The following is a 1,069-nucleotide window of genomic DNA, read 5'->3' on the forward strand; positions in this document are numbered from 1 at the left end:
AATTTCTGATAGTACTTGTGTTAATACACTAGTAAAAGAAGCCGTTTCATCTTGAAGTGCTTTTGAAATCTTATACATTTTCCGTCCAAGTGGAACTAAAATTAGTACCGATAATGGAATAACCGTTAAAAGTAAAATTGTCATTTTCCAGTCTAAAACAAATAATACAATTAATGACCCAATAATTGAAATACCGCCTGTTAATAAGTTTGACAAATGCTCAGAAATTAATGTTTTAACAACACCTGTATCATTTGTCATACGACTAATTGTATCTCCCGTTCTGTTTTGATCATAATAAGACACTGGTAAAATAAGTACCTTTTTCCACAATCGTTCCCTAAGTCCAGCCACAATTTTTTGTCCAATATAATTCAGTAAATAAATAGACAATCCCGCAGCAATTGTTTGAATAATAAAGAATGCAATTAATCCAACAATTTGTCCCGTACTAATTGAAGAAAGTGAAAAATTATCAACTAAMCCTTTTGTCAGCATTGGAATAAACAAACTCGCTCCAGTAGAAAGTAAGCTCATTATTAATGCAAAAATAAGAATGCCTTTCRGTGGATTTGTATCTTGAATGAGACGTAAAAACTGCCTCCAATTCCCTTTTTTCTTTTCTGTATTTCTAACTTCCATTGTCGTTCATCTCCTCGTTATAAACAAAACTATTCTTTCTAAAACTAGAMTACGCTATAAATGTAAACTGAATGTAAACACACTTTTTTCTAATTTTACAAAATATACATATAAACTCATCTTTACAACAAGTATAAATATCTGATATTATTACCTGGTACTTATTATTATTCTATGTAAATTATAGACTACGCATAGAAAATATATAACTAATTTTATCAATTAGCTAATTTAAAACACTATATAAATCTCCAGCATTGAAAGGAGTATCCTTTTTGCAAACAAATAAACATTCCGAAAAGGAAACAATCATTTTTATTCATGGATTAGTTGGAAATCGCCGCGCCTTCAAAAAAGAGCATAAACGATTTTCTGCCTCCTACAACATTATAACTTATGATTTATTAGGTCACGGCGACGATAAAGG

2 protein-coding genes are annotated in these 1,069 nt (G+C 30.1%); one reads left to right on the top strand and one right to left on the bottom strand.

Annotated features, from left to right (window positions below; genetic code table 11):
• The coding region (locus AC1DJR_RS31030; RefSeq protein ID WP_477004368.1) for an ABC transporter transmembrane domain-containing protein at positions 1-642 on the bottom strand (642 nt) is incomplete at its 3' end.
• A gap of 275 nt (positions 643-917) precedes the next feature.
• Between AC1DJR_RS31030 and AC1DJR_RS31035 the strand changes: the two genes are divergently transcribed.
• Positions 918-1,069 (top strand): alpha/beta fold hydrolase (locus tag AC1DJR_RS31035; RefSeq protein WP_477004369.1); only part of this gene is annotated, 152 nt, incomplete at its 3' end.

The organism is Bacillus sp. 05T31 (assembly GCF_056396725.1).